A 26,863-nucleotide genomic window follows, 5' to 3' on the forward strand; every position below is an offset into this window, starting at 1 on the left:
ATCTGGGGTTGGTGCCTACCCGGATTTATATGCTCGCACCCTCGGTCGGTACTCCCGGGCGGCGCTTGTAGATGCTTGAAATAAAATCGCAGCAGCGGTGACTACAGGAAGTCGTCGATCGCTTCGGCGACCTCACCAGGCGTGTCGGCAACCGGGACGCCGGCATCGTTGAGCGCGTTGATCTTCGATTCGGCGGTGCCGGTGCCGGAGCCGGAGACGATGGCCCCCGCGTGGCCCATCCGCTTACCCGGCGGCGCGGTGCGGCCGGCGATGAAGCCCGCAACCGGGGTGTCCATGTACTCGGCGATGTATTTCGCGGCCTGCTCCTCGTCCTCGCCGCCGATCTCGCCACACATGGCGATGGCGTCGGTTTCGGGGTCGGCCTCGAAGGCCTCCAGCGCGTCGATAAAGGAGGTGCCGATGATCGGGTCGCCGCCGATGCCAATCGCCGTGGTCTGCCCAATACCCCGGTCGGTCAGGTTCGAGACGACCTGGTAGGTCAGGGTGCCCGACCGCGAGACCAGGCCGACGTTACCGGACTCGAAGATGTTGCCCGGCAGGATGCCGAGTTTGGCCTCGCCCGGCGTGATGATGCCAGGACAGTTCGGCCCAATCAGGTTCGTGTCGACCTCGGAGAGTCGCTTGTTCACCTTCGCCATGTCCTGTGTCGGGATGCCTTCGGTGATAGCGACGACGAGATCGAGGTTGGTATCGAGGGCTTCGAAGACGGCGTCGCCGGCGAACGCCGGCGGGACGAAGACGACCGAGGCGTTCGCGTCTTCGGCGTCGACAGCCTCATCGACGGTGTCGTAGACCGGAACCCCGGCGACCTCTTGGCCGCCTTTGCCCGGCACCGCGCCAGCGACGACGTTGGTGCCGTACTCCAACATCTGCTCGGTATGGAACTTCCCTTCGCCGCCGGTGATACCTTGGACGACGACGCGGGTGTCATTATCGACAAAAACGCTCATTGGGCCACCTCCTCGGCGTTGGCGACCGCACGTTGGACGGCGTCCTCAAGCGTCGCTTCGACCTGTACGAGGTCGGTGTTGAGGATTTCCATGCCTTCCTCGGCGTTGGTGCCGGCGAGTCGGACGACGACCGGTTTCGGGATCTCCTCGAAGTCTTCGAGGGCTTCGTTGATTCCCTTGGCGACCTCGTCGCCGCGGGTGATCCCGCCGAAGATGTTGAAGACGACACTGTCGACGTTCTCGTCGGCAAAGACCATATCGAGGGCGTTGCCGATGCGGTCGGCCTTCGCGCCGCCGCCGACGTCGAGGAAGTTCGCGGGGGTGCCGCCGTAGTAGTCGACGAGGTCGAGTGTCGCCATCACGAGGCCCGCGCCGTTGCCGATAATCCCCGTGTTGCCCGAGAGACGAACGTAGTCAAAGCCGTACTCGCCGGCCTTGCGTTCGAGGTCGTTCTGGTAGGAGTCTTCTTCCATGTCGGCGAGGTCGGGCTGGCGGAAAAGGGCGTCCTCGTCGATGTTCATCACCGCGTCGGCGGCGATCACGTCATCGTCGGCCGTGATCATCACGGGGTTGATCTCGATGTCGCTGGCGTCGTTGGCCTCGTAGAGCTCGTAGAGCGTCGAGAGGATCGAAGATACGTCGCGGGCGTACTCGGCGGGGACGCCGGCGTCGTAGACAACCTTGCGGGCTTGGTAGGGCTGGAGCCCGAAGGCGGGGTCGATGTGCTCTTGGGCGATGGCGTCGGGATCCTCCTCGGCGACGGCCTCGATATCGACACCGCCTTTCGTGGAGACCATGGCGACGGGTTCGCCCTCGCCGCGATCCATCGTGACGCCGACGTAGTACTCATCGACGAAGTCGACGCCTTCCTCGACGAGGACGCGGTCGACGGTGTAGCCTTTGAGATCCATTCCGAGAATGGACTCAGCGGCCTCGCGTGCTTCTTCCTCACTGGTGGCGATCTTGATCCCGCCGGCTTTCCCGCGGCCGCCGACGTGTACCTGCGCTTTGATCGCTGCTGGATAGCCGATCGCGGACACCGCATCGAGGACGCCCTCAACGCTGTCTGCAAGTTGGGAGTTCGGCACCGGAATCCCGGCGTCCGCGAAGATGTCCTTCGCCTGATACTCGTGAAGTCGCATACGTGTGTACGCGGGACGGACTGACGGTTAAATCCGCCCATTTTCGGCGACTTGGGTGACACCTCGACCCCGACGGCTACGACCTGTTGACACTCGTTCGGCCGATCCCAAGCAGGCCGAAGAGAGTCCCGAGGCCGGTCAGCCCGACGCCGCCGGTGATGAGCGGCTGGAGGACGAACGTGTTGCAGCCGTCGGTGTAGCTGACGGCGAGTGAGCCAACATCGACGCCAGCCAGCGCGTAGCTTGGGTCGTGGTCGGGGCAGCCAACGTCGGTGCCGCCGGCAGCCGGGCCGAAGAGCACGGCCGTCAGCATCACCACCGCGAGCCCGAGGGTCACACAAAGCACCCCGACGCGTTGTAGTCCCATACCGGCCACTGACACCGGTGGCGTATATCGCTGGTGGGCGTCGCCGCAGCGCCAGCCGTGTCACGAAAAGAAAGGACTAATGTAATCGCCAGCCTGACCTTGGAATGCAGTCCCGTGGTGTAGTGGCCAATCATATGGGCCTTTGGAGCCTATGACGGCGGTTCGAATCCGCCCGGGACTACTTTTACCGCGAAACTGAGCCTCGACGTTCCAATTCACAGCCGCGATGGTCGATCAAACCCATCACGCCCAAGACGACAACTGGTTCACACGAGCCGCGGCTAATAAACGAGGTTAACCGTCCGCCCGACAGACTCCTGTGGCATACATGGCGTGACGGCACCACGATGCCGGTCGCCACCACCCTCTCGATGGATCGAAACGAACTGCTGGTCGTCGTGATCGCCGTCGCGCTAATGGCGATTCCGGTTTCTGTGATCTCCTACTCGGTCATCACCAACACGACCGTCAGCGACCTCACCTACGAGACCGAGACTGGCTTTGAGGTCACGGTCACCGAAAGCAAAGCCGTCGAGTCGAAACCGGTCGTCGGCAACGACTCCTGGACGAGCGGCCCCCTCGAACTCAGCAGCGGTGGCCCGGCGTCGGCTACCGTCAGCGACGATGCCTTCGAGGCCTCACAGGTCGGCATCGAATCGGTCGACGCCACACGCAACCCCGTCACTGTCAATCGAAGCGATATCGGAACGGTCACGCTGGATGGTCAGTTCGACCAGTTCACCACCCCTGGCATCGACCCGACTGACGACCGCCCCGATTTCAGCTACCGGGCCCCCGAGCCGGTCACCGTCTCGGTCAGCGGCGTCTCGCCCGACAACAGCGTCGCCGCTGTCGCCGACGACCAGGTCGTCGCCACCGACGCCGCTCCGAACCCGGATGGGACAGCGACATTTCAGGATCTCCCGCGCGGCCAGCAGACGATCCGCGTGGCCGAACTCCTCCGAGCTGTCGATCCGGGATGTCACCGATGGCTCGCTGATCGACGGCAGCGAGACCACTGTAACGCTCACGCCCGTCGATACCGGCGAGCCGGTCACCCGACAGACAACGCGTGATGGCACGATCAACATGACCGGCCTCCCGGTCAACACACGATTTGCAGCCCAACTCGCTTCGGATGGTGGCTACTACGACCGCCGCGTCCGGCTCCCTGCCCGGATCGACCAACAGCCGGCATATCTGCTGCCTGCTGAGGACTCAGTGGCAGCCGTTACCCCACGGCTGCGGCTGGCTGATCAAACCGGCCGGTTCGATGCGGAACGATCCGAACTCCGCCTTCAGCGACCGGTGCCAACAGACGCCGGCACCCAGTATCAGACCGTCGCCGGCGACATCATCGGCGACAATGGCTTTCAGACGGCCCTCCAGCGCAACCAGCAGTACCGCGTCGTGATCGTCGATCCGACCGCCCAGCAAACCCACGTCACCACCGTCACGCCTCGGCGGAGCGAACCGACTGCGCTGCCGATCGAGCCGATCGAATACACCACGACCGAATCGATCTCAGGGATCAACATCTCGACGGCCTACCGTCGCCCCGAGGGTGGCGATCGACTCGCGGTCAACCTCTCGAATGTCCGCGCTGCTGAGCTGACGCTCTCGGAGGCGGGCAATGCATCGAATACGATCTTGGAGGACTCCTATGCGCAAAATATGACCGCGGATGTGCCGGTTCCAGACGACACCACTGAGTCGAACTGGAACGCCGACTACGAGGCGACGAACATGAACGATGCGACGATCAGCGGCCAGCAGTCAATCCAGAATCCAACACGCCAAGAACGTCGGGATGCGGTGGTGCGTGCGGTGTTGTCGATCCTGTTAGTCGTCATTCTCGGCAGTCTCGCCATGCGCATCGCCCCCTCGGTCGGTGGTGCGGTGATCATCATTACCGCCGGTCTGCTCTGGCTTGCCGGCTGGATGCCGGTGGAGGCCGGGCTCCCGTCGATCGCGGTCGGTGTGATCGTCGGCGTGTTGGGCGTTATCTCTGGCTCTCGCCGATCGCTGTGACCCGCGGGCTCAGGCGTCCGGCAGCAGCCGAACGATCGGGGCCGATCCGTCGTCGATCGCGAGATAGAGCTCACCCTCGGGGCCGACGACGACCGCCCGCACCCGCCAGCCGCGGTCGGCGACGAGTGGTTCACGGAGAGTCACGTCCTGGCCATCAATCCCGAGATGCACAAGACGTTGGCCGGCCAGTCCGCCGACGAAGAGGTCACCTTGCCACGCCGGGAATGCCTCGCCGTCGTAGAACGCCATTCCGCTTGGTGCGGGGCCGTCCTCGCCGCAGGGCCAGCCGAAGACCGGCCCGATCATGTCCTCGCGGTCGTCGTGGCTCACGCCGATCGGTTGGCCGGTGCCGTAGGTACAGCCCTCGTCAGCGACCGGCCAGCCGTAGTTGCCGCCGCGCTCGATGATGTTGATCTCGTCGCCATCGGACTCACCAAACTCACTCTCCCAGATCGCGCCCGTTTCGGGATGGACATCGAGGCCCTGTGCGTTTCGGTGGCCGTAGCTGTAGATCGCATCTTGGGCGGCCTCCTCGTCGACGAAGGGGTTGTCCGCGGGGATCGAACCATCCGCCCCCAGTCGCAGTGTTGTCCCAAGGTCATTGCTTCGGTCTTGGGCGACGTGCTCGGGGCCGAAGTTCTTGAACTGGCGATCGCCGACCGTCATATACAGATAGCCTTCGGGCCCGAATGTGACCCGAGAGCCGTAATGCCCCGAGGAATCGACGGCCGGTTCCGCGGTGTACAGCGTTTCGAAGTTGGTCAACCGGTCGCCACCGGCGTCGAGTCGTCCGCGACCAAGCCGGGTTGTTGTGCCATCCTCGGCTGTGATCGCGTAGGTGAGATACACCCACGAATCGTCGGGCCCCCACGTCACATCGAGCAGCCCGCCCTGTCCGGCGGCATCGACCGCGGGTACCCCGCTGATCTCGGTTGCTGTACCGGCGTTGGGGTCGATCCGCTGAAGCCGACCTGGATCGCGTTCGGTGACCAACAGCGCGTCGTCGGGGCCGCCAGCAGCCAGCCCCCACGGGTGGGTTAGCCCCTCAACGACTCGCTCGACAGTAATGCCTGCCTGAGTCGACTGCTCTGGTGACTCGCTCAGACAGCCCCCAAGCGCGCCGGCACCGACTACCCCTACAGCCGACAGATAGCTGCGTCGTTCCATAGCTCTATGTCGGCTGTCGCAGACAAAATGACACCGACTCACCACAATATGAGCCCTTGCCAGCAGGAGTGAGACTACTCTCCCGCGCTGTTTTAGGTTAGACAAAATTTTGTTTTTCACTTACAAACTTTCTTTACTATCGGGTGTGAACGCCGACGTATGAGCCTCCTGGTGAATTTGACGCTTGTCTTTGTTGCCGGGCTAATCACGGCGTTGGCGACCGGGATTGGGGCGATCCCGTTTTTCTTCGTTGAGGACTTCAGCGACCGCTGGAACGTCGCCCTGTGGGGAATCGCCTCGGGGATTATGGTCGCCGCATCGCTGTTCGGCCTCATCAACGAGGGGTTGGCGTACGCCAGCGGTGGGGTGCCGACGCTCATGCTCGGCGGCCTCGTCGCGGGGGTCGTCCTCGTTGAGGTTGCTGATCGCGTGCTTGATGCGGCCAATGTCGGTGGCGACGGTGGCCACGATACGGCGCACGAGCACGACCATGCGGACGACCACGACGCTGACGCAGCAGCCGCCGCTGTCGAGGAGAGCGAGGCCCTCCCTGACGGCGATGGGGGGACTCACAGCCACGACCATCCGATTGACGTCGAGGCCTTCGCCGAGGGCGACCTCAAAAAGCTCGTGTTGATTCTGGGGATTCTGACCGTTCACAGCTTCCCGGAAGGCGTCGCCGTCGGTGTCTCCTTTGCGGAACTCGGCTTGGAGGGCGGGATCGACGTGTTCGGCATCGCTGTGCCACTGCTGGCTGTGTTTATGACGATCGCGATCTCGATCCACAACATCCCCGAGGGCACCGCCATCGCCATCCCGATGCGGGCAATGGGACTCTCGAAGTGGCGGATGGTCGGCGCGGCGGTCTTTTCCAGTTTGCCCCAGCCGATCGGCGCGGTCATCGCCTTCGCGTTTGTGACCTGGGCTGAATCGTTCCTTCCGTTCGGATTCGGCTTTGCGGCCGGCGCGATGATCTATCTCGTCCTCACGGAGTTCATCCCGGAGGCGTTGGCCACCGGCGTCGACCTCCCGCGTCACGGCTACGGCGAGTTGGCGACCGGGATCGTCGCCGGCGTCTTGTTGATGCTGCCGCTGTTGTACGTCTAAGTAGCACCCGTCGTCGACGCCTCCGGGGTTTGCTGGTGACGCTCACCCCGATTCGATCGGGAGCTGCGCACAACTATTTTTACGCCTGTCGCTGATACGGGATATCGATGAACACGTTCCAAAAGATCGGCCTGGCGATTGTGGGGGTTATCCTGCTGTTTCTGCTGATCGGCATGGCCCTCGAAATCCCGCTGTGAGCGGTCGCCCAGCGGCATTCAGGCCGTATCTTCGATCGTCGAGGTTTCGGTGTTGCCGTCGGCGTCAGTACCGGTGACGGTGAGGGTGTACAACACCCCGCTTTGGATCGTGTACCCCGAATTTGGATCGATCGTCTCGGCCGGGTTACCGTTCGGGTTGTAGCGGTTCGACGGCGGGAGCGTGACCGTTTTTTCGCCGACGATCGTCCCACCCGAGCCCCCTTCTCGTACCTCGTAGGCGACCTCCACGAGATCATCGTCGCCGTCGTCGTCACGCACATCGACGCTTTTGATCTCGAAGACGTTCCCCTGGTTGCCCTGCGGTGGGGCCGCGGTGAACTCCTGATCCTGAACCGGTTTCTGGATCCGGATCGCGCCGGCGACGTTGCCGGTTTCAGCTGTCACGCTGCCGGTCGTTTGAATCGAGAGCGTGGGGCTGGTCGCGCTGATGCTGTAGGTGACCGTCCCTGCTATGGCGGCGGTCAGATCGACGGTGCCGCTGTTGCCGCCGGCGAGACTGAACGTAATCGAACAGCCAGTACCGCCGTTTGGGCTGTGGAGTGTCCCGTCGGCACAGCTATCCAGTGTGAGAGTGTAACTCACGGTGTCGGCCGTGTTGTTCGTGATCGTCACCATCGGCTCTTGGGCGTTCTTTTTCACCGGGCCGCGGTCGACGAGCCCGACAAGCGCGTTGGTGTCGCTGACAGCGATCCCGAAGGGCCGTCTGGTGTCGACCTGATCGAAGGCCCCCGCGGTACTCACGCCCAGTGCTACCCCACCAAGGATGATGCCGATGGCGGCACGCCGTGTCACGCCTCCGCTGCCGGTTCGTGACGATCCCTGTGTCATCCCTGCCAACTCCTGAGATCAACAGCGATCGCCGTCGCTCCCCTTCCGTGGCTGCTGCCACGGGGTGTCGCGGTGGGTGCGACCGCCTGCTGTGATCGAGACATATCTTACTGTATGTGCTGCAGCCGGTTAGTATCACGTTGCCTGCTGTCTGCGACCCGTCAGGCTGGTCGAACTGTGCTCCAGACAGGCACTGCCTGCGGCGGTTGAACCCACGGTCACCAGTCTTTCGGCGATTGATCACGCCAGAACGCTCCACTTGGGGCATCAGGCTTGAACCGCGCCAGCCAGATCGGCGTCTCCGCACCTTTTTCGGGCGTTCTGGGCGCACTCCCCTCGGTCATGTCGGTCTGGACGTAGCCCGGACAGACCGAATTGGCAAGCAATCCCTGCCTGCTGTATTCGCCATCAAGATATCGTGTGAGACCGTTGAGCCCGGTCTTTGAAATCCGGTAGGCCGGCATCCCACCGGACTGTGGCTCGGTGATCGCGCCCAGCCCGGAGGAGACGTTGACGACGCGAGGGCCGGGCTGCGGCAGTAAGAGATCGAGTGCCTGTTTCGTTAGGTGGATCGGCCCATGGAGGTTCGTCGATAGCGTCTGCTCGATCGTCTCAGTCGGCATCTCGGCCAGCGACTCGCGGCTGTCCATCACGCCAGCGTTGTTGACGAGAATATCCAGACAGCCGGCTTCGTCGCTGATGCGGTCGATGGCTGCCGCTCGTTGTGAGCCGACTGTCACGTCGAGTTCGATTGCCTCGCGGGCGTCGTTGTCGATGTCGGCGGTGTCACGCGCGCCGGCGTAGACGGTCGCGCCGTGGTCGACGAGCCCATCGGCGATGCGCTTGCCGATCCCGCGGGTCGCACCGGTGACGAGCGCTACCTGCTCATCCAAGTTGTCGTAGAGAGGGACATCCATGCAAACGACAGGGCCACGAGCGCCAAAAGCCGTCCGCCGCTGTCGACGCCCGGTATCGATCGCCGCTTACACGCTGGCTTCGACGTAGTCGATCGCCGCTGCCGGGGTGTCGACGTGTTCGATACCCGCGACACTGTCGACGCGGTGGGTGTCGATGCCGGCGACCGGCTTGCCGAGGCTGAGCGCGTGGCCGAGTTCCGACAGCGTTCCTGGGCCGCCGTCGACAGCGATGACAGCGTCGCCGTTCAATACCACAACCGCATTGCGGGCGTCGTTGATTCCGGTGGCGATCGCCGTCTCGACGAAGGGGTTAGCAGCTGCCGGCTCCGAGCCCGGAAGGATACCGATGGTGTGACCGCCGGCTGACTGGGCTCCCTGACAGACGGCTTCCATCACACCCGTTCGACCGCCGCAGACGACCTCGTGGCCGCGGTCGGCAAGCTGCTCGCCGAGCGTCTGGGCTGTGGCGTACTCCTCGTCGGTGACGGTGCTGCCGCCGATGACGCTGACACGCATATCTCCTCTCTTGTCGCCGGGGGTCTTGCTGTTTTGGATCGCTCTGCGGGCGGCTAGTCGCACTTAGAACGCGATGTCGTCGGCCAGTACCGTTGTCTCGATGTAGGTTTCCAACTCTTTACGGAGCATCGAGCGTGGGTCGTCAGTCCGGGTTGTCTGCTGGAGATTGATGCCTTCGATGGTGGCGACCAGATACTCCGCCGTTGTCTCCGGATCGTCGACAGCGAAGACGCCCTGTTTGACCCCGGTTTCGATGATCTCGGTAAGGTTGTCGACGAGCGTGGCCGACAGCTCGGTGAACTCCGCCCGGAACGCCTCGTTTTGGATCGCTTGGGCCCGCAGCTCAAGATACGTCGAAAGTCGCGCGTCGGCATCCGGCGTCCCCTCGGCGGCCGGATACTCGCCCAGCGAGACGGTGATGAACGCTTTGAGGTCGCCGACCGGATCGCCCGTCGATTCGATCCGGTAGCCACGCTCGAAGTAATCTCGCATATACTCGACAAACGACAGGAGGATGTCGTCTTTGCCGTCGAAGTGGTGATAAAACGTCGATTTCGTCAGGTCAGATTCGTCGGCGATCCGCTGGATCGAGATGCCGGGATAGCCGTGGGTGCGGAGCGCGGCAAACGTCGCCATCATGATGGCCTCGTGGGTATCGGCCGGGTTGCCGTCGAGCAGTGCCTCGTCGCTCATACATGGAGGTTCGCAGTCGGGCGAAAAATAGCTTGGCACCCGCGGCTGTGTGACACCGTCGGCCAGAATCGCCGCGCGGTACGAACACAGCGATACAGTCACTCGAACCTGACTGTGGGTGCTGCGCTACGAAGTCACGAGCCATCGGTACGGATCTCAAATCGGGCCCCGCCAGCCGCGCTCGCAGTCGCGGTGATCGTCCACCCGTGGGCCTCGATCAGGTTTCGGGTGATGGCCAGCCCGAATCCGGTCCCACTGTCATTGGTGGTAAACCCTTGCGCAAACACCGACTGGTCGTCAGTCTCAGGCAGTCCACTCCCGGTATCCTCGATATAGAAGCCGCCGCCGTCCAGTTCGCCGACGGTGACGGTCACCGGCGACTCGTTGTGTTCGACGGCATTGCGGAACAGATTCTCAAAGACGTTTTTCAGGAGTGATTGCTCAGCCACAACAGTCATTGAGTCTGGTAGGTCACACGCAAGTTCTGCCGTTCCCGTCTGGGTAGTTTCCCACGCCGTCGCGACAAGGTCGGCCACACGAACCGGCTCCGTTTCAGGATCGATGGTCTCGGTTCGAGCCAACGCCAGCAACTCATCGATCATCGACTCCATGCGATCGAGCGACCGCTCAAGCGTGTCAAAGGCATCTTCTTCACCGGTCTCCCGAGCGACATCGAGGTATCCCTGTGCGATCTCAAGCGGATTCCGCAGGTCGTGTGAGACCGTCGCGGCAAACTGATTGAGCCGCTCATTCTTCTGTTCGAGGGTCTGCTTTGTCCGTTCGAGTTCGCGTTCACGCTCTTTTTGCGCCGTGATATCGGTTTGGACACCGAGCACTCGGTCTGGCTGCCCATCATGATCGTACTCGACGACCCCACGAGCCTGGATCCACCGTTGGGGCTCATTCGGCGGTTGCACCCGGAAATCAGCCTGATACTGCTCGCCGGTCTTGATTGCGTGTTCAAGCTGTTCTGACACCCGATCGAGATCCTCATCCGGAATGCGATCACCGTATTCGGGTCGGTACTTTGGCCCAGAACCCGCTGTGTCGGCAGTCTCCGCGCTGGGCTCTGTATCACTTTCGGTGACCCGGCTGCCGACCCCAACATATGTCCCCGGAAACTCACCGGGGTCGTATCCGAACAGCCGTTCACTGGTTGTATCCCAGCGGACGGTTCCGGACGCGATATCGAGTTCCCAGATCCCCGTATCGGTCTGCGATAATGCCAGATCAAACCGTGTGTTCAGTGCTTTCAGTTCCTCCTCTCGGTACTTCCGGGTCGTGATGTCCCTTCCAATTCCGATGATGCCCGTTGGGGTACCCGCAGCGTCAGTTTGTCTGACCCCTCGAAACTCATGAGGGATCGTGTGTTGCTCTTTAGTGGTGATTTCAGCCTCGGTGATATCTTCGCCCGTCTGTAGCACCGTCTCAATCGATGATTCGATCGTCTCGCGATCATCCCCCGTAAAAAATTCGAGGGCGTTCATCGTTCCGATCTCTTCGTCGGTGTAGCCGGTACGTTGTGGGAGTTTGTCGTTCCACCGCTGAAAATCGCCGTCAGTATCGACCACATAGAAGATATCTGGAATCGCATTGAGACTCGCTTCGATGAAGTCTCGATCCCACTCAGCAGAATTAATGATATTACCATCGTACGAGAAGTTCTTTTCAGGCATAGCGGAAGCAGTGAAGTGCATCAGTAGAGGGCTCGCGTGCATATTATTCTGTCTACTGCTCCCGTGTCGGTTCGATTGCTGGGTCGAAAGAAGCGAGAGCGTCTACACTCCAACGGCTTCAGTCGGCTCGGAGCCCCAACGTTTGGACTGTCGGCAGGCTCCAGTTGAATAGCACCGCCACCAACCGCGTCCCGACGGTTACCAGCGCACACACCACCGCAGCGGTACTCGCTGGGGCACCAAGCAGCCCAACGACCCAATAGGCGGTTCCACCGATGACAGCACAGCTTGCATAGAAGTCCTCAAAGAGGATAAACGGGGGTCGATCCAGCAGAATGTCGGCGACGGCACCACCACCGACGGCGTTGATCGTCGCAATCGCCACGATCCCAAACGCCGACACGCCAGCCTCAGTTGCGACGATAGCACCGGTCGTCGCAAAGGCAGCGAGGCCGATCGCGTCGGCGACGAGCGTCACCGGATGTGTTTCCGGTGCCTCAAGGACGATGCTCAGTGCGATTGCCAAGCCAACGCCGAGAAGTCCCAGACTGATCTCGATCGGCGATTGCAGGGCCAGCGGGGTTCGCGTTACAAGCAGATCACGCGTCGCCCCACCAGCAAACGCCATGGCAAGCCCGACGATGATGAGTCCGAGCAGGTCGAACTCCTCACGAATAGCCTTCGAGGAACCAACGAGGGCGAAGGCGATCAACCCAATTGTATTCATCACCGCAAACGGGTCGCCGAAGAGTAGCCCGAGGATCTCCTGACTCACTGCGCTCGGCTTTGCGATCGACGCTCTTGAGTGGCACGTATCGGTACTCCCGTTCCTTTGTAGACCGGTGAACCTGTTGTAGCCGGCGGATATGGCCGGACTGAGCAGGAGTCTGGGTTAATACGAATCGTCCATCTTGCACGCCAATCAGCACCACTATCGCTATGCTGCTCGTGCGTCGCTCAGGGAGACAAGAGCCATCGCGGCTGTGTGTTGCCGCACGATAAGGAGTGTGGTGGCAGCCCGCGAGGGCTGCCGAGGGCCGAACCGCCACGTGATCGCTTAGACCGTCCCGGGGATCCAGACGCCGGTCGGCAACACGCCGGCGACGTACAGGAGCCCAACACCGAACGACCAGATGATGATCGCCATCGCGGGCGGATCGATGTGAGTGCGGCCGTGGGCGTAGAAGATCCGCTGGGTGAGTTCGCCGGCCAGCGCGGCAACGACGCCAAGGCCACCAGCAAACAGCAGGCCGACAGTGGGAGAGAGGCCAGCCAGCGCGGCCTCACCCGAGGCCGTCACCGCGAGGAAGATCGTCGAGCCGGCCAGCGTGATGTGGTGGGTCACCGGGAACCGCTCGATCCCGAGGTTGAGGAACAGCAGCGAGGCCGCGCTCAGCCCGAAGCCGAGGAACGGACTCCCGGTACGGAAGGCGAGATAGCCCGACGCCAGCCCGGCAGCCAGGCCGATCATGGCGACGTTGGCCCACTTGTACTGCTGTGGGAGCCACGGCTCAGTCGCCAGCCACTCGCTGGCCGACTCGCCGCCGTTTTCGGTGCCGTTGTCGTCGACACTTGTGCTGCCGGTAGCTGTCGCCGCGAGGGTGTCACCGCGCTCGAAGGGCCCCATATCGAGCAGGCCCGAGCCCTGCGGTTTGCCGATCAGCGCGTAACCGAAGACCGCCCGGTGGACGAACGCGCTGACGACGATGCTGACCGGGATCGGATCAACCGGGATCAGCAGGTTGCGGGACAGCTGTTCGACGGCGATCCCCAGCAGGCCGAAGGCCCCGCCGACGGCCAGCACATCGGGCTTGGTGCCGAGGGCGAAGCCGATATCTTTCGCGTTATGGAAGTCAAACCCACTCTCCATGTAGCCGCGTTTGGCCGCGTAGGCCGCGGCGGCCGCGCCGCCGGCAAACGAAATGTGGGGGCCGAAGACGTGGCCGAAGCCGACGCCGACGAGGCCAACGGTTCCTTCGGGGGCGACGCCAACAATATTGGCCGCCGCGCCAGCGATGACCAACAGCCCGGTCAAAATAAACGCCGGCAGCGCGCCGATCGCCGCTCCGAACGCCCCGCCAGCGAACGCGCCGATCCAGATGGATGCCTCACCGAGGACGGCTGTGACGTCGGCGAGTGAGCCGCCGAAGGCCTGCAGGGCCACAACCGGTTCAACGACCATGCATCGTCACCACCGGTTGCGTGTGTGATCGCTTCTTGTTGCTTCTGTACGGTCTGTGTCTCGCTGTATCTATCATGATCGTTCCACCGCGTCCCGAACGAACGTTCGTTTTATTATCAACGTTACGGTTCCGGATCTTTGCTGGTGGCGACCGAGCAGGACACAATTAGTGTGCGAGAAGACGTTCGTTAGGCCGCAGACTCAGTGCGTCCGGCAATACCCGTGTACAGGCCGAAGGTGGCAACCACCGTTACGGACAACTGCGCGCCGGCGGTGGCGATGAAGCCGACATCATACAGCAGTGGCGCGGCCATGAACCAGCGTTGTGGCGGTGAGCAACTCAGTTCTGGACGGCGGCATACTCCTGAATCCGATCTCTGTCGACGAAAAGACGTGCCACAACCCAACACAGTCGATCGCTGCGTCTTCGCCGACGGCCTACGGCTTGACGAGTACTTTCACCGCCTCGCGGTCGTCCATTGCGGCGTAGCCCTCGGGAACACCATCGAGATCGACCGTTTTCGTGAAGATCGGCGACGGGTCAAGCGTCCCCTGCAGCACGTCGGCCATCAGCTCCTCGGCGTAGGCCCGGACAGGGGCGACGCCGCCGTTCAGCGTGACATTTGCCCGGAAGAACGGTTCCAGATCGAGGCCGTCGCCGAGGCCGTGGGGCACGCCGACGTAGCCGACGGTGCCGCCGGGGCGGGCGACGCCGATGGCGGTCTCCATCGAGGAGGTCGCGCCGACACACTCCATGACGTGGTTGACGCCGCCGTTTGTGAGTTCTTGGACGCGTTCGATGGCCTCGTCGCCGCGTTCGCTGACGAGGTCGGTCGCGCCGAACTCCGCGGCGATTTCGAGGCGATCCTCGTGGTGACCCATGGCGATGATCCGCTCCGCGCCGAGTCGCTTGGCGGCCAGCACGCCACAGAGGCCGACCGCACCGTCGCCGATGACCGCAACTGTCGATCCCGCCTCGACGCCCGCGCTGACGGCGGCGTGGTGGCCGGTGCCCATCACGTCAGTCAGCGGGAGCAGCGACCGCAGGGTGTCCTCGTCGTCTGCGTGTCGGTCGGGAACGCGAACGAGCGTGCCGTCGGCTTCGGGACAGCGGACGTACTCGCCTTGTGCGCCGCCGTTGTCGCCGCTCCAACTGGCCTGGTTGACACAGGAGGTGTGCAGGCCCTTTCGGCAGAACTCACAGCGGCCACAGCTGATGAAAAACGGTGCCAAGACGCGGTCGCCCGGTTCGACGGAGACCACGTCGTCGCCGACTGCCTCAACGATGCCCATCGGTTCGTGGCCGACCCGAGAGGGCACGTCGCGGTCGCTTTCGCCGCGATAAAACCAGAGGTCGGAGCCACAGATCGCGGTGTGGGTGACGCGAACGATCGCCCCACGCGCGGAATCGAGTTCCGGTTGCGGGACGGACTCAACGCGGATGTCGCCGGGGCCGTGGAAGGTAGCTGCGCGCATATCGGCTAGGCGTGTTCAGTCATCAAAAACCCATCTCTCGGTCGGAACGGCCGAGACACCCATTTTTAAGAGGTTTTAGACAATGGTACAACCGTGCTATTCACACTACTGCAAGTTCCGAACAGCTTGGATGGGCTCCTCACACAGTACGGGAGCGTCGTCGTTGACTTCGGGATCACCGTCGTCACGTTCCTGGTGACGTTCCTGTTGCTGTACCGAATCGGCAAATCAGTCCTTGTCCGGGCCACAAAGAAGGCACTCAACGCACGGGAGTTCTCCTCGGCGGTCGTCAGTCTCGGCTCAAGCGTTTCCGCCGTGCTTGCGGTCGTCGGTGCGGTTGCGATCGCCGCAACGGTCGCCGGCTTCCCGGCGATCCTCTCGGCGTTTGCGACGCTGGCCGGCGCGCTCGCATTGGGTATCTCCTTCGCCGCTGGCGACATTATCGAGAACTTCGTCGCCGGCATCTTCATCCTCAAGGATAAGCCGTTCACCGTCGGCGACTACATCGAGTGGGACGGCAACGATGGCATCGTCCGGGAGATCAACCTTCGTGTGACCAAACTCGACAGCTTCGATAACGAACAGCTGACGGTGCCGAACGGCGACCTCGCCAGCGCGGTTGTCACCAACCCGGTTGCCAACGAAACCCGACGCGTCACCTTTGATTTCGGGATCGAATACGGGGCCAGCATCGCGGATGCCCGCGAGGTCATCCTCGATGAAGCCAGCAAGATCGATGGCGTCCTTGACGATCCGGAACCGGCCGCACCAGTGACCGGCCTTGGCGACTCGGCGGTCGTGCTGAACGGTCGCGTCTGGATCGACCCTGCACAGACTGGTGCCGGTGGTGTCAAACACAAACTCGTCGAAAACGTCAAGCGTCGCTTCGACGCTGAGGGGATCGGCATGCCGTACCCCTACACGGAACTCACCGGCGAGATCGATGTCAACAGCCGCGACATCACCGACGCCCCGCCAGCCGACGACTAACCGCGCTCACCGGCCCTGTCGTCGCTGCGGCTGATCGCGCTGTCGCTTTTTTCGTCGCACACAACCGCTTGTTCGACACATCGCCCGCTGCCCATGGGATCGTCGCCGTGGCGGTACTTCTATTATCATTGGTCGATGATATCTGAGGGAAGTCATCTATGGAAATCTCAGAACAACTCCTTTGTCTGTTCAGCGCGTCTGTGAGCGAATCCGACGACGGCTACACTGTCGAGGTGCCGAAACGCGAGGTCGAAACCGGTGATATCGAGGTCGGAGAGACCTATCGGGTGGCGTTGATCGACGACACCGACACGACAGCGTCGACGACGATCGACGAATCCTCGACGACCGGCGGCGACAGCGGCGAGCCCCAACCCCCGTTGAGCCGGGTGAACTCCGCTATGTCGAGATCGAGGATATCGGCAAACAGGGCGACGGTATCGCGCGTGTCGAACGCGGCTACGTGATCATCGTTCCCGGCGCGGAGATCGACGAGCGCGTCAAAATCGAGGTCTCGGAGGTCAAATCCAACTTCGCGGTCGGCGAGATCATCGAGGAAGACTTCAGTTACTCGACGACCCAGTACGACACCGAGGCCACGCGGTCGCCGCCGCCCGCTGAACCGATCGCCCGATCGAGTTTGCGGAACGGGCGAGCGATTCGCGTCGGCAGGCTCCGGTAGAAGCCATACGGCAGGACGAAATCGTGGGTGGCGTCGATGAGGTCGACACCGGCATCGGCCAGCAGGCTCTCGACGGCCTGCCGGGAATAAAGCCGCGAGCCCATCGGCAACAGCCAGTTGTACAGCACGCGGCTGCTTTCGAGATTGAACGTATCAAACAGCACCGGCCCCGCCGAGACGCGGGCCAGTTCTTTGAGGAACGTTACTGGCCGGTCGGCGAGATGGAAAAATCGCATCGCGAAGACGGCATCGAAATGGTCGTCGGGAAACGGCAGCCGCGCCGCGTCACCGCGGATGAACTCGACGGTGTCGTCGACGCCGACGGCCTGTGCCTTTTCGCGGCCCTGTGCCAACATCGGTCCCGACACATCGAGGCCGACAATGTCGGCGCCCAACTGTGCCAGCATGACGGTAAATCGGCCGGTACCGCAGGCAACCTCCAGGATCTCCTTGTCTGCGACCGGCCCCAGAGCGTTGCGAACGGCGGTCTTCTCGCGGCGATCAATGAACTGTCCGCCGCCGGAAAACCGCTTGTCGTCGTAGGCCTCGGCGATCTCGTCGGCCTGGTACCACTCGGTGCCTTTCACGCTGGCGGCAACTGCTCACCCGAGGGATAAAACCGTACTGGATATGCCCCACCAACGGAGATCTCGTGGGTGACACGTTGAGCGGCCGCCGACAGCCGAAATCCCACGTTTGTAACCTTATACAATATATATTGACCGGCGCAATATGGAGCCAACCTTTACCACTGGGCTCGGCGGTGAGGTAGATATGAGCACTAGTCCGATCGAGGCCAACAGTCCAGTTCGACTCTCAGACGCCGAGTTCCGCGAACGGCTCCGGGAGCTCCCGCCGAGTGCAAAGCTCATCGCCAAAGTCCTTGAGGGCGACGAACCACTCTCACAGGGCGAACTTGCCGAGGAGTCGTTGCTGCCGGATCGAACGGTACGATACGCGCTTAACCGGCTGGAGGAATCGGAGCTGATCGGCTCCCGATACAGCTTCAAAGACGCCCGCAAGCAGGTCTACTACCGCAACACCTGATCGTCAGGATCAATCATGTGGTGTCCCGGCTGATCACCTCTTTTATATAGCAGCCGGTGTAGTACACCGGATATGGATCTCTCGGTCGTTGTCCCCACGCTCAACGGGCGCGACCAACTGGGTGCCTGTCTCGATACGGTCGCCGATCAGGCCCCGACGCAGAAGTTGTCGTCGTCAACGGCCCTTCGGCCGATGGCACCACCGGGATGGTCACCGAGCGAGCAGACGTGGATGTTCTCGTCGAGGTCGCCTCTCGAACGGTCAACGTCGCCCGCAACGCCGGCATCGACGCCGCCAGCGGCGACGTGATCGCCTTCCTCGGCGACGATCTTCGGCTCGAATCCGACTGGCTGCCCGCGGTCGTCGACGGCCTCACCGAGGCCCCGGTCGTCACCGGCCCGACCCACCGAACGCTCCGCGGCGGCGTCACCACCGAATCGACCGAGGAGGTAACGATCGCCGGTCGCGGGGTGACCGCGATCGCCGGTCACAATGTGGCGTTTCAGCGACGTGTCTTGGAGGCTATCGACGGCTTCGACGAGTATCTTGAAACTGGCGGCGCGTGGGATGTGGCCCATCGGCTGGCGGCCAACGATCACGCCGTCGCGTGGCGACCCGACATGAGCGTCCGCCGCGAGTTCGAAGCCGACGGCGGGCGCGCCGACCCCGACTGGGGATGGACGTATCGCGCATTGGCCTACCGGCTGGTGAAAAACTACGGCCTTCGGCCGACGGTCGCCCGTCGCACGCTGTCACACGCCGCCAGCGACGCGATCACCGCGGCCCGCGACGTGATCCGGGGTGACGCCGAGCCGACAACGTGGTTTGGCACCGGCCGGCAGGTCATTACCGGAATGTTGACCGGTGGCTCCGATGGGCTTGTCGCTCGTGCCCGCGACCGAAGCGAGGCACGCAACCCACACGGCCTCTCAAAACGGGCCGACCGCGCGGTGACAAAATACGAGCTCGACGACGCGAGCCAATAGCTCAGACATCAGCACCGGCCGCAAAGCCAGGAATGAGCCGGCTCGGGTTTCGGTTAAACACGCGTGTCATCGCATCTTCCGGCAAATCCAGCGTGAGAATCTCCATGACGGCGACGTTCGGATGGACATCGGGGGTGCCGCTGCCGAAGATGATCCGGTCGGGATGTTCTTGGAGGCCGCGCTCGAGGATGTCACGGGAGCGAACCGCACAGGTATCGAGATAGAGATGGTCGTACTCATCGAGCAACGCGAGGGCGGTCTCCATCCGCGATTCGGCCATCGGGTAGCCCCCGAAGCCAGCAAGCACGACGGGATACCCATCGTTCAGTAACGTATCGGCAGCCGCTGATGGCGGGAACCCGTCTCGACAGTAGACGACAACGGGAAGATCGACATCCGCCAACTCCTTGCGTACCGGCTCTTTCGGGAGACCGTCGTGGATCGGATCGAGCACGAAGCCGTGAAACCGGTCGTCGTAGGCGTACTGTTCGATGTCGCCCGGACGCGTGTGGTGGGTCTCACGGGGCGCGTAGAGGTTTCGAAACGTCGAAATCGGACTTTCGGCGGCCGCCAGCGGGCCGTTGAGTCGGGCGAAGGCGAGAAACGGACGGTCGACACTGAGCCGCGCAACAGCGTTGTTCGCCCGCACGTAGCCGATGTCGCTCGGGCGGCGGGTCGGCGAGACGGCTGTTCGGACGACGCCGGCCTGGTGACACTCTCGTTCGAGTCGGTCGGGGCCCACATTATGCCCGTGGGTGGAGACAGCCACCTCGTCGTGGTCGAGATGCCCGTGAATGTCGACCACGCGGAACCCGTGTTCCAACTCTAGCATTGCCTGAGGGTTGCGGGCGACCCACATAATTGTTGCAGACTGTTTGGGCCGAATCGACTACTTGTGACGGCATACACCCGGCAAATCCACGTGAGTATGTGACGAGCCCACACGCCGCTTGCTGGCGATTTGTGGTGTCGAAGGTCGATGGATTTATATAGAACTGCAAACCATCATCGAACGAGGCGATTCTACATGGCACAACGACAGCAACCGATGGTAATTCTCTCGGAGGACAACGAACGAACACAAGGCGAGGACGCCCAGGATTCCAACATCCGGGCCGGCAAAGCCGTCGCCAACTCAGTGCGGACGACGCTGGGCCCGAAAGGGATGGACAAGATGCTCGTCGGCTCCTCGGGTGATGTGACGATCACCAACGACGGGGCGACGATTCTCAACAAGATGGATATCGAACATCCCGCCGCCCAGATGCTCGTCGAGGTCGCCGAGACCCAGGAGATCGAGGTCGGCGACGGGACGACGACCGCGTCTGTGCTTGCCGGCGAGTTGCTCGCCGAGGCCGAGGAACTGCTCGATCAGGATCTTCACCCCACCGTCATCGTCGAAGGCTACCACGAAGCCGCCAAACTCGCCCACGAGGCGGTCGACGACCAGACGCTTGCTGTCGATCTCGACGACGACACGCTGGAAGCGGTCGCCCGCTCCAGTATGACCGGCAAAGGCACCGGCGATGTGACCGTCGATGCCCTGGCGGAACCGGTCGTCAGCGCGGTTCAGCAGGTCGCCACCGACGCCGGTGTCGACCGCGAGGATATCCACATCCACACCCACCCGGGCGCGTCGACGAGTGCGACCGAACTGATCGAGGGCGTTGTCATCGACGAAACGCCGCTCGACGACGCAGCCCCGAGCCAGCTTGCGGATGCGACGACGGCGATCCTCGATACGGATCTGGAGTTCGACACTGGCGAGGCCGACGCCGAGTATAACATCACTGACGTCGATCAGCTCAACGAGGCTATCGCCGCCGAGGAAGCAGAGCTGGAAGGCTACGCTGAGACGATCGCCGACGCCGGGGTTGAGCTCCTGTTTGTCACCGGCGATATCGACGACCGCGTCGCCAGCCACCTCGCTGCCGAGGAGATCGTCGCCTTCGAGGATATCGGCTCCTCGGATGCCGACGCCATCGCGGCGGCAACCGGTGCCCGACAGCTCGGCACCCTTGAGGACATCGAGGATGCGGATCTCGGCACCACCGCCGCCCTGAGCGTCGAGACCTACGGCGAGGACAAGTTCACCTTCGTCGAGGGTGCCGACGCCGCCCACGTCAGCCTCTTCGTCCGCGGCAGCACCGACCACGTTGTCGACGAGCTCGAACGCGCGCTCAACGACGCCCTTGATGTCGTCATCGCCGCCCTCGATGCCGGCGGCGTCGTCGGCGGTGCCGGTGCGGCTGAGATCGCGATCGCCGACCACGTCCGGAGTCACGCTGCCAGCGTCGAAGGCCGGAAACAGCTCGCCATCGAGGCCTTCGCGACGGCAGTCGATGAGCTGCCACGAACGCTCGCCGAAAACACCGGCATGGATCCGATCGACGCGCTCGTCGATCTCCGGGCCCGCCACGATGCGCAGGGACGGGCCGGCCTCGTTTCGACCGGCCGCTCGGGCAAGGTTGGCGACCCAGTTGAGGAGGATATCCTCGATCCCGCGGCCGTCAAACACGAAGCCGTTGATTCGGCGACCGAGGCCGCGACGATGATCCTCCGCATTGACGACGTGATCAGCTCCGACAACTAACGCCGCTCGCTGCCGCCCCGATGGCAGTCACGGTTGGGTTCGTCTTTTTTGGCTTGCACATGTTTAAGTGAATACGGCGGCATTACATAGCAAGCGCAGTTCAGTAGGTAAATCCCCACGAGCACGAGCTACCTGACACGGCGTACCACACAATGACAGATGAGACACCAACCGCCGACGAGTACGATATCGAGCCGATCAGCACCGGCGTCGCCGAGCTCGACAAACTCCTGAACGGCGGATACATCCGGGGTCGTACATACCTCGTGCAGGGTGTGTCTGGCACCGGTAAGTCGTTGCTCGGCCAGCATTTTCTCGAAGCCGGCATCGAAAACGGCGAGACGGTTGTCTACATCCACGGCGAGGAATCAAAAGCTGATATCGTCCTCAATGCCGCCCAGCTGTCGGTCGACATCAGCGATGCCGAGTTCCTCGACATCGGGCCCGGCACCGACTTTTTCGCCGAGGATATCTCCTATGATCTCGTCGAGACCGCCGAGGTCGAATCCGAACGCTTCACGAAAGATATCAAGGAGGTCATCGAGTCGGTTGATCCCGAACGCCTCCTGATCGATCCGATCACCCAACTGCAGTACGTCGAACGCGACGAATACCAGTACCGCAAACGCCTCCAATCGCTGATCCGGTTTCTCCGGGATCGGCGGGTGACAACCGTTGCTACACGGACGGTTAGCCGCGGCGTCCCCCACGGCAGCAGCTACGACGACTTCGAGTCGCTCAGCGACGGCGTGGTCAACCTCTATCTGGATGAGAGCGAACGCCGCATCGCCGTCCCCAAACACCGCGGTCTCGGGCAGATCGACGGCACGCACGGCCTCGAAATCCGCGACGACGGCATCGAGATCTACCCACAGACGATCCCCGATCACGACGACCGAACCTTCGATCCGACACTGATCACGACCGGCCACGAGACGTTGGATTCACTGCTCGGCGGCGGGATCGAACGCGGCGCGGTGTCGTTTATCTCTGGGCCAACCGGGATCGGCAAATCGACAACCGGTGCGCAGATGCTGTCGGGGCTCGCCGCCGACGGCAGAACCGCTCTCGGCTATCTCTTTGAGGAGTCGATCGACCAGTTCACCTATCGGTGTGAGAACCTCGGAATCCCGGTTTCCGAGCTTCTGGAGACGGGCCAACTCCAGCTTACCGAGGTCGAACCCCTGGTGCGGTCGGCCGAAGAGTTCGGTCAATACGTCGTCAACGAGGTCGAAACCCACGATCCGGCTGCCGTCTTCATCGATGGGCTCGCTGGCTACAAGATCTCCTTACAGGGCGACGATCAGCGCCTTGTCCGCCGGCTCCACGGGCTCACACGGGTGCTCAAAAACCACAACGTGGCGACGATCATCACCGACGAATCCGATGCCTTGACCGGCTTTCCGAAGGCTACCAGCACGAACACCAGCTACATCGCCGACAATATCCTCTTTCTCTCGTATGTCGAGGTTGACGGCGAACTCCAGCGGGCGATCGGCGTGCTGAAAAAGCGGCTCGGTGATTTCGACAGCCGTTTCCACCGGTTTGCGATCGTCAGCGACGAGGGCCTTCAGATCACCGGCCCCTTCGAGAACGTCCACGGGATTATGCAGGGCACCGGCCACCGGGCGGAGAGACGCGACGATGCGTGACGGCCATCCCGACGCAGTCGATCGGCTCCAACTCATCGTCGCCAACGAGGCCGACCGCGAAGCGATCCGGTCGATGCTCAGCGAACAATACGATGTTGTCATCGCCGACGAACTGCGGGCCGTCGACTGTTATCTCGTTGATGATCGCAGCCTGCCAGCCTACAGCGAGGCGATTGAAGCCCAGAAAGCCGAATTAGATCCAACCTTTCAGCCGGTGTTGTTGCTCCGGCGAGAGCAGGCGACTGAGACGGCTCCCCAGTTGGGTGCTGACAACAGTGACGATGGCCCGCCGTTGATCGATGAGGTTGTTACCGCCCCGATCGATCGGGAGACGCTGTACCGCCGGCTGGAGAACCTCCTTGTCCGTCGGCGGCAGTCCGCCGAACTTACCCAGCGGTACGCCGACATTCAGACCCGATTCGAACGGCTCTTTGAGGCGACCAACGACGCGATCCTCGTCCTTGATGCGGAGTCACTGCTTATCACCGCCTGCAACCCCGCCGCCAGCGACCTGCTCGGCTACTCGCGGGCAACGATCCTCGAAACAGAGCCGTCTGAACTGCTTGCCCCTGACCAGCCGGATCCCCTCGCGTCGTTTTTCGAGGATATCATCGCCACCGGCGATGCGTGGACCGACGAGCTCACCTGCCGGACGAAAGCCGGCGAGGAGCGGGCGATCGAGATCTCGGCGACGACCTTCGAGACCAGCGACGACCTGTCGATCTTGCTGTCGATCCGTGATATCACCGAGCGGAAGGCCTACCAAGCAGAGTTAGAACTCAAAACACAGGCGATCGATGGCGCGCCGATCGGCATTACGATCAGCGATCCCTCCCAACCGGACAATCCGCTTGTTTACGTCAACGACGGCTACACGGAACTGACAGGGTATCCCAAATCGGAAGCAACAGGCAAAAACTGTCGGTATCTCCAGGGGCCAGGCACCCGCGAGGAACCGGTCGCCGAGATGCGGGAAGCCATCGACAACGAGGAACCGGTCAGCGTCGAACTCCGGAACTACCGAAAAGACGGCACGCCGTTTTGGAACCGGGTGACGATCGCTCCTGTCCGCGACGATGACGGCGAGGTTGTCAACTACGTCGGATTTCAGGAGGATGTCACCGAACGGAAGGAGCGCGAACAGGATCTGCAGTTGTTCCGCCGCGCTGTCGAAAACGTTGAGAGTGCTGTTGTGATCACCGACCGCACTGGGGATATCAAATACGTCAACCCGGCCTTCGAGTCCCAAACCGGGTATAGTCGCGAGGAGGTTGTCGAGAAAAGTCCAAACCTGTTTGCCTCAGGGAAACAGTCAGAGGAATTCTACGAGGAGCTCTGGGAGACGATTCTTGACGGTGACACGTGGGAGGCGGAGCTGGTCAACCAGCGAAAATCCGGCGAACTCTACCACGTCGAACAGGCGATCTCGCCGATCGAAAACAGCGTCGGCGATATCACCCATTTCGTCGCCATCGAGGCCGATGTGACCGACCGCCAGCTTCGGGAGCAACAGCTGTCGGTGCTCAACCGCATTCTCCGCCACAATCTTCGCAACGGGATCAATGTCATCGAGGGCAACGCCACGCTGCTGTCGGAGACAGTCGCCGACGAGGAGGCCCGCTGGTTTGTCGAGGCGATCGAGGAGCGCGCGACGGAACTTGCGGCCCTCAGCGAGAAGGCCTCGACGGTGCGGTCGCTGTTCGAACAGGAACCACCGAGCGATGCCCGCTATCCGATCGACGACCTCTTTGAGGCGGTGACCGCCGAGTTCGAGGAAGCTCATCCCGAGGCGACGATCAAAACCGAGCTCTCGGGGGCGCTGGCGGTGCGCGCCGATAGCCGCCTCCGGGTGGCGCTTGAGGAGTTGTTAACGACCACGCTCAGTTACAACGACGAGACGACACCAGCGATCACCGTGACGGCCACGCCAGCCGCCGACCGTAGCGAGGAGTGGGTTGAGATCACGGTCACCGACAACGGCCTCGGGGTTCCGGAACACGAGTGGCGAGCGATCGAACAGGGTGAGGAGACACAACTCCAACACGGCAGCGGGCTTGGCCTCTGGCTCGTCCACTGGACGGTCTCGCTGCTTGGCGGGGAAGTTCGAATTGAAGGAAGCGATATCGGCACCCAGATGGTGTTGACGCTGCCGCGAGTGCCCGTTGACGAATAGGGGTCGTTAGCGGCCGAGCGAGAGCCGGACTGCATCGCCCACAGCGAGTCCGAAGGCCTCGTCGCCACGGCCGTGATTCACGTCACATTCGACGTAGCCGTGGCTCCCGACAGTGACCAGCGTCTCACCGCGGTCAACATGGTCGAATGTCTCGACGACCGGAACGCTTGTGCCGTCGATTCCAACCGTCTCGACGTTGGTGAGCTCGTCGCCCGGGATGTTCGTGATCACGTTGCCGAAGTCGTCGACGACGAGTACCTCACCGTGGATCGTTCCATCGTCGACAATGGGGGTCGGAAACTCGATGTCGACACACGAATCGAGTTCGATCCGGCTAAGCATCTCGAGGTCGGCCATGGCGTCGACGCCGACAGCATGAATCTCACCGGCCGCGGGCGCGAAGACATCTCGCCCGTGGAACGTCGACGACGCCGGTTCCTCGACGGTGATCTCGAAGGCCTCGACGGTCGGCTCTGCGGCGGCTGGGTCGCCCGCGGCTGTCGGCTCCCGGAGTCGTCGCACGACCGGCCGGGCCAGCCCATTGTCGGGGGCGACGACCGCGTGGTCGCCGACGCGAACCGCGATCGCGCGGCGATCGGTGCCGACACCGGGGTCGACAACCGCGAGATGGACAGCGGGTGGAAACCATGGGATCGTCTCGCGCAGCCAGAAGGCCGCCGCACGGGGATCCTGTCGTGGGAGATCGTGGGCGATATCGACGAGGCGGGCGTCTGTCCGCGAGCAGATGACGCCTTTCATCGCCGCCGGATAGGGGCTGCCAAAATCAGAGGCAAGCGTAAGCATCGGTCGGCCCTTAGGTGTCGCCCGCGCCGTCGGTGTCGCTGACCTGCTGGATGCGCTCGACGCCGCCGATCTCCTTGATGACGGCTGCCGCCGGATCAGGGACTAACGAGTCCCAGTCCTCGCCGTCGATCATGCGCTCTCGGAGTTCTGAGCCTTCCAGGATCTCCCGGCGGAACATCGGGGATTGTCGCACCTCGACGCCGGCTTCCTCGAACAGCCGGATCACCAGCGGGTTGTTCGAGAAGGCGACATCGAAGGCCGGTGACATGCTCTGGACGTGGCTGACCCACACCGAGTTGCGGTCGAGATCCTCGATGGGGACGACGTAGGTTGGGATATCGAACTCGGCGACGGATTTGGTCACCATCATGACGCGTTCGCCGGCGGTAAACGGATTGCGTGGTGTGTGGGAGTCCCCCGCCGAGCCGATCCCTAACACCAGTTCGTCGACCTGCTCGGCGATCTCCTCGACCATGTGGTGATGACCCGCATGGTACGGTTGAAACCGGCCGATGTAGAATCCCCGCATACCACACGCTATCACGTCGCCCTTTATAAGCGCGGCGAGTCGCTGGCGGGATCGCAGACACTCGGTAGCGGGCTGCTACCACCGCAATTATGCACACTGACGATTTTTCACAAGGG

General features: G+C 62.6%; 24 protein-coding genes, 1 tRNA gene and 2 pseudogenes. 10 read left to right on the top strand and 17 right to left on the bottom strand.

Annotated features, from left to right (window positions below):
* Window positions 1-101 precede the first annotated feature (101 nt).
* From sucD to ACFQJB_RS03230, 3 genes are all read right to left on the bottom strand, one after another.
* Complete coding sequence (gene sucD / locus ACFQJB_RS03220) at window positions 102-971, bottom strand: succinate--CoA ligase subunit alpha (protein WP_379723887.1); 870 nt, start codon at window positions 969-971, stop codon at window positions 102-104.
* Window positions 968-2,113, bottom strand: coding sequence for an ADP-forming succinate--CoA ligase subunit beta (sucC, locus tag ACFQJB_RS03225; RefSeq protein ID WP_379723890.1), 1,146 nt, complete (start codon window positions 2,111-2,113; stop codon window positions 968-970). Before sucC ends, sucD begins: the two co-directional genes overlap by 4 nt.
* 76 nt (window positions 2,114-2,189) lie before the next feature.
* The gene (locus ACFQJB_RS03230; protein WP_379723893.1) at window positions 2,190-2,480 is read right to left on the bottom strand and encodes a hypothetical protein; all 291 of its coding nucleotides are present in this window, start codon (window positions 2,478-2,480) and stop codon (window positions 2,190-2,192) included.
* Window positions 2,481-2,588: 108 nt separating this feature from the next.
* Between ACFQJB_RS03230 and ACFQJB_RS03235 the strand changes: the two genes are divergently transcribed.
* Window positions 2,589-2,661, top strand: a tRNA-Gln gene (locus ACFQJB_RS03235).
* Between the two features lie 716 nt (window positions 2,662-3,377).
* Window positions 3,378-4,511 (top strand): hypothetical protein, encoded by a 1,134-nt coding sequence (locus tag ACFQJB_RS03240; RefSeq protein ID WP_379723896.1) that lies wholly within the window; start codon window positions 3,378-3,380, stop codon window positions 4,509-4,511.
* A gap of 9 nt (window positions 4,512-4,520) precedes the next feature.
* Here the strand turns inward: ACFQJB_RS03240 and ACFQJB_RS03245 are convergent, their stop codons facing one another.
* Window positions 4,521-5,678: a PQQ-dependent sugar dehydrogenase gene (locus tag ACFQJB_RS03245; protein WP_379723899.1), complete on the bottom strand. Its 1,158-nt coding sequence runs from the start codon at window positions 5,676-5,678 to the stop codon at window positions 4,521-4,523.
* 159 nt (window positions 5,679-5,837) lie between these two features.
* Here ACFQJB_RS03245 and ACFQJB_RS03250 point away from each other — a divergent pair, with 159 nt between their 5' ends.
* Window positions 5,838-6,785, top strand: a complete 948-nt coding sequence (locus ACFQJB_RS03250) for a ZIP family metal transporter (RefSeq protein ID WP_379723902.1) — start codon at window positions 5,838-5,840, stop codon at window positions 6,783-6,785.
* 215 nt (window positions 6,786-7,000) lie between these two features.
* Here the strand turns inward: ACFQJB_RS03250 and ACFQJB_RS03255 are convergent, their stop codons facing one another.
* The 9 genes from ACFQJB_RS03255 to ACFQJB_RS03295 all read right to left on the bottom strand — a co-directional run bounded on the left by ACFQJB_RS03255 (window position 7,001) and on the right by ACFQJB_RS03295 (window position 15,291).
* Window positions 7,001-7,831, bottom strand: a complete 831-nt coding sequence (locus ACFQJB_RS03255) for a hypothetical protein (protein WP_379723905.1) — start codon at window positions 7,829-7,831, stop codon at window positions 7,001-7,003.
* A gap of 218 nt (window positions 7,832-8,049) precedes the next feature.
* Entirely contained in the window at window positions 8,050-8,748 is a 699-nt protein-coding gene (locus ACFQJB_RS03260) for an SDR family NAD(P)-dependent oxidoreductase (RefSeq protein WP_379723908.1), read from the bottom strand.
* Window positions 8,749-8,814: 66 nt separating this feature from the next.
* The gene (locus ACFQJB_RS03265; protein ID WP_120100593.1) at window positions 8,815-9,264 is read right to left on the bottom strand and encodes a TIGR00725 family protein; all 450 of its coding nucleotides are present in this window, start codon (window positions 9,262-9,264) and stop codon (window positions 8,815-8,817) included.
* Window positions 9,265-9,327: 63 nt separating this feature from the next.
* Window positions 9,328-9,957: a TetR/AcrR family transcriptional regulator gene (locus ACFQJB_RS03270; RefSeq protein WP_379723912.1), complete on the bottom strand. Its 630-nt coding sequence runs from the start codon at window positions 9,955-9,957 to the stop codon at window positions 9,328-9,330.
* Window positions 9,958-10,091: 134 nt separating this feature from the next.
* Window positions 10,092-11,633 (bottom strand): PAS domain S-box protein, encoded by a 1,542-nt coding sequence (locus ACFQJB_RS03275; RefSeq protein WP_379723915.1) that lies wholly within the window; start codon window positions 11,631-11,633, stop codon window positions 10,092-10,094.
* Between the two features lie 118 nt (window positions 11,634-11,751).
* Window positions 11,752-12,360 (bottom strand): trimeric intracellular cation channel family protein, encoded by a 609-nt coding sequence (locus ACFQJB_RS03280; RefSeq protein ID WP_379727942.1) that lies wholly within the window; start codon window positions 12,358-12,360, stop codon window positions 11,752-11,754.
* Window positions 12,361-12,690: 330 nt separating this feature from the next.
* Complete coding sequence (locus tag ACFQJB_RS03285) at window positions 12,691-13,815, bottom strand: hypothetical protein (RefSeq protein WP_379723918.1); 1,125 nt, start codon at window positions 13,813-13,815, stop codon at window positions 12,691-12,693.
* Between the two features lie 188 nt (window positions 13,816-14,003).
* Window positions 14,004-14,129: a hypothetical protein gene (locus ACFQJB_RS03290; RefSeq protein ID WP_379723921.1), complete on the bottom strand. Its 126-nt coding sequence runs from the start codon at window positions 14,127-14,129 to the stop codon at window positions 14,004-14,006.
* Window positions 14,130-14,253: 124 nt separating this feature from the next.
* Complete coding sequence (locus tag ACFQJB_RS03295; RefSeq protein WP_379723924.1) at window positions 14,254-15,291, bottom strand: zinc-dependent alcohol dehydrogenase family protein; 1,038 nt, start codon at window positions 15,289-15,291, stop codon at window positions 14,254-14,256.
* A 93-nt stretch (window positions 15,292-15,384) separates the two neighbouring features.
* On the opposite strand from ACFQJB_RS03295, the gene ACFQJB_RS03300 reads away from it, so the two are divergent.
* Complete coding sequence (locus ACFQJB_RS03300; RefSeq protein ID WP_379723927.1) at window positions 15,385-16,281, top strand: mechanosensitive ion channel family protein; 897 nt, start codon at window positions 15,385-15,387, stop codon at window positions 16,279-16,281.
* Between the two features lie 158 nt (window positions 16,282-16,439).
* A pseudogene (locus ACFQJB_RS03305) lies at window positions 16,440-16,843 on the top strand (TRAM domain-containing protein); the annotation flags it as partial.
* A 5-nt stretch (window positions 16,844-16,848) separates the two neighbouring features.
* Here the strand turns inward: ACFQJB_RS03305 and ACFQJB_RS03310 are convergent.
* Window positions 16,849-17,550: a class I SAM-dependent methyltransferase gene (locus ACFQJB_RS03310; protein ID WP_379723931.1), complete on the bottom strand. Its 702-nt coding sequence runs from the start codon at window positions 17,548-17,550 to the stop codon at window positions 16,849-16,851.
* A 187-nt stretch (window positions 17,551-17,737) separates the two neighbouring features.
* Here ACFQJB_RS03310 and ACFQJB_RS03315 point away from each other — a divergent pair, with 187 nt between their 5' ends.
* Both ACFQJB_RS03315 and ACFQJB_RS03320 read left to right on the top strand, forming a co-directional pair.
* The gene (locus tag ACFQJB_RS03315; protein WP_120082806.1) at window positions 17,738-18,010 is read left to right on the top strand and encodes a MarR family transcriptional regulator; all 273 of its coding nucleotides are present in this window, start codon (window positions 17,738-17,740) and stop codon (window positions 18,008-18,010) included.
* A gap of 72 nt (window positions 18,011-18,082) precedes the next feature.
* A pseudogene (locus ACFQJB_RS03320) lies at window positions 18,083-18,996 on the top strand (glycosyltransferase family 2 protein).
* A gap of 1 nt (window position 18,997) precedes the next feature.
* Here ACFQJB_RS03320 and ACFQJB_RS03325 read toward each other — a convergent pair.
* Window positions 18,998-19,828, bottom strand: a complete 831-nt coding sequence (locus ACFQJB_RS03325) for an amidohydrolase (protein WP_379723934.1) — start codon at window positions 19,826-19,828, stop codon at window positions 18,998-19,000.
* Window positions 19,829-20,023: 195 nt separating this feature from the next.
* Between ACFQJB_RS03325 and thsA the strand changes: the two genes are divergently transcribed.
* The 3 genes from thsA to ACFQJB_RS03340 all read left to right on the top strand — a co-directional run bounded on the left by thsA (window position 20,024) and on the right by ACFQJB_RS03340 (window position 25,414).
* Window positions 20,024-21,589, top strand: coding sequence for a thermosome subunit alpha (thsA, locus tag ACFQJB_RS03330; RefSeq protein ID WP_379723937.1), 1,566 nt, complete (start codon window positions 20,024-20,026; stop codon window positions 21,587-21,589).
* Between the two features lie 152 nt (window positions 21,590-21,741).
* Window positions 21,742-23,241 carry an ATPase domain-containing protein gene (locus ACFQJB_RS03335; RefSeq protein WP_379723940.1) on the top strand — a complete coding sequence of 500 codons (1,500 nt, stop codon included), beginning with the start codon at window positions 21,742-21,744 and terminating at the stop codon, window positions 23,239-23,241.
* Complete coding sequence (locus tag ACFQJB_RS03340) at window positions 23,234-25,414, top strand: PAS domain S-box protein (protein WP_379723943.1); 2,181 nt, start codon at window positions 23,234-23,236, stop codon at window positions 25,412-25,414. Before ACFQJB_RS03335 ends, ACFQJB_RS03340 begins: the two co-directional genes overlap by 8 nt.
* A 6-nt stretch (window positions 25,415-25,420) precedes the next feature.
* Here the strand turns inward: ACFQJB_RS03340 and ACFQJB_RS03345 are convergent, their stop codons facing one another.
* Entirely contained in the window at window positions 25,421-26,218 is a 798-nt protein-coding gene (locus ACFQJB_RS03345) for an SAM hydrolase/SAM-dependent halogenase family protein (RefSeq protein ID WP_379723946.1), read from the bottom strand.
* A gap of 10 nt (window positions 26,219-26,228) precedes the next feature.
* Window positions 26,229-26,747, bottom strand: a complete 519-nt coding sequence (locus tag ACFQJB_RS03350; protein WP_120100559.1) for a nicotinamide-nucleotide adenylyltransferase — start codon at window positions 26,745-26,747, stop codon at window positions 26,229-26,231.
* Between the last annotated feature and the right edge of the window lie 116 nt (window positions 26,748-26,863).

The sequence above is a fragment of the Halonotius sp. GCM10025705 genome (assembly GCF_042662885.1).
GTDB lineage: Archaea > Halobacteriota > Halobacteria > Halobacteriales > Haloferacaceae > Halonotius > Halonotius aquaticus.